The organism is Streptococcus sp. 3167 (assembly GCF_013277175.1).
Lineage (GTDB): Bacteria > Bacillota > Bacilli > Lactobacillales > Streptococcaceae > Streptococcus > Streptococcus pseudopneumoniae.
Genome location: NZ_VMML01000107.1, coordinates 1 through 867, shown reverse-complemented (window position 1 = coordinate 867; position 867 = coordinate 1). Strand labels below are relative to the sequence as shown.

At 40.4% G+C, this 867-nt stretch carries 2 protein-coding genes and 1 pseudogene; all 3 read right to left on the bottom strand.

The window, feature by feature from the left end:
• Positions 1 to 370 (bottom strand): annotated as a pseudogene (locus HT678_RS12020) (IS66 family transposase); the annotation flags it as partial.
• The gene (locus HT678_RS12015; protein WP_000653988.1) at positions 345 to 551 is read right to left on the bottom strand and encodes a transposase; all 207 of its coding nucleotides are present in this window, start codon (positions 549 to 551) and stop codon (positions 345 to 347) included. The pseudogene HT678_RS12020 and the gene HT678_RS12015, both read right to left, overlap by 26 nt.
• Before the next feature lie 54 nt (positions 552 to 605).
• On the bottom strand, positions 606 to 867 hold a 262-nt coding region (gene tnpB, locus HT678_RS12010; RefSeq protein WP_172925037.1), incomplete at its 5' end, for an IS66 family insertion sequence element accessory protein TnpB.

Here is an 867-nt window from a genome sequence, read left to right as displayed (position 1 = left end):
TAAACTTCTGATGGATGGTGTGAGCGATAATAGAAGCTGAGCCAAGGCTATGCGCCAAAGGGGCTTTAGGAATAGGAGCTTTCACAATTTTATCACTCGGATTTTTCTCACTGCATGCTTGGCATTTGTAAGAGTGTTGGATATGATCTATGCGTTTTAATTGCGCAGGAATAAAGACTAATTCTTGGCCTTGAAGACTCGCTCCAATCTCTTTTAGCTCTCCCTGACAGTCAGGGCAAATGCAATCCTCTAAGCGATGATGGAGTTCTTCTGAATCGAATTGGGCAAGAAGAGCTTGACGTTTTCCTTTAGCTTTCTTACGTTTATAGGTGATTTCTTCTCTTTCAACTGGGAACCTCTCCATCTTCATCAGATGAAGCTTCCTCCTCAAAAAGGCTGACTTGTCCAGATGGACAAACACTTTTCTCAGAGGATTTTCCATAGAGCTTTTGCGTTAGATAAGCCACTTGTTCACGAAGAAGGGCAAGTTCATTGGTGAGACTATCAATTGTAGCACTCTGTTGTTGAATGATTTTTAATAAGTCTTTCATCGTCTTCCCCTCCTTGTTTTCTAACTTTATTATACTAAAAAGAAAGGCATCATTTCAATAGAAATCACGACTTTCTGATGAATTTATTTGGGGAGTGATAGAAAAGCCCTTCATCAGCCAGTCTACTTGTTCAGGTGTGAGAGCTTTGACATCCTTTTCTGTACTTGGCCAAGTCAACTTACCGTTCTCAAAGCGTTTATATAGTAGCCAACGTTTATATAGTAGCCAAAATACTTGACCATCCCAGTAAAGAGCTTTAAAGCGGTCTTTACGTCCACCACAAAAGAGAAAAACTTGACCGGAGAAAGGATCCAAT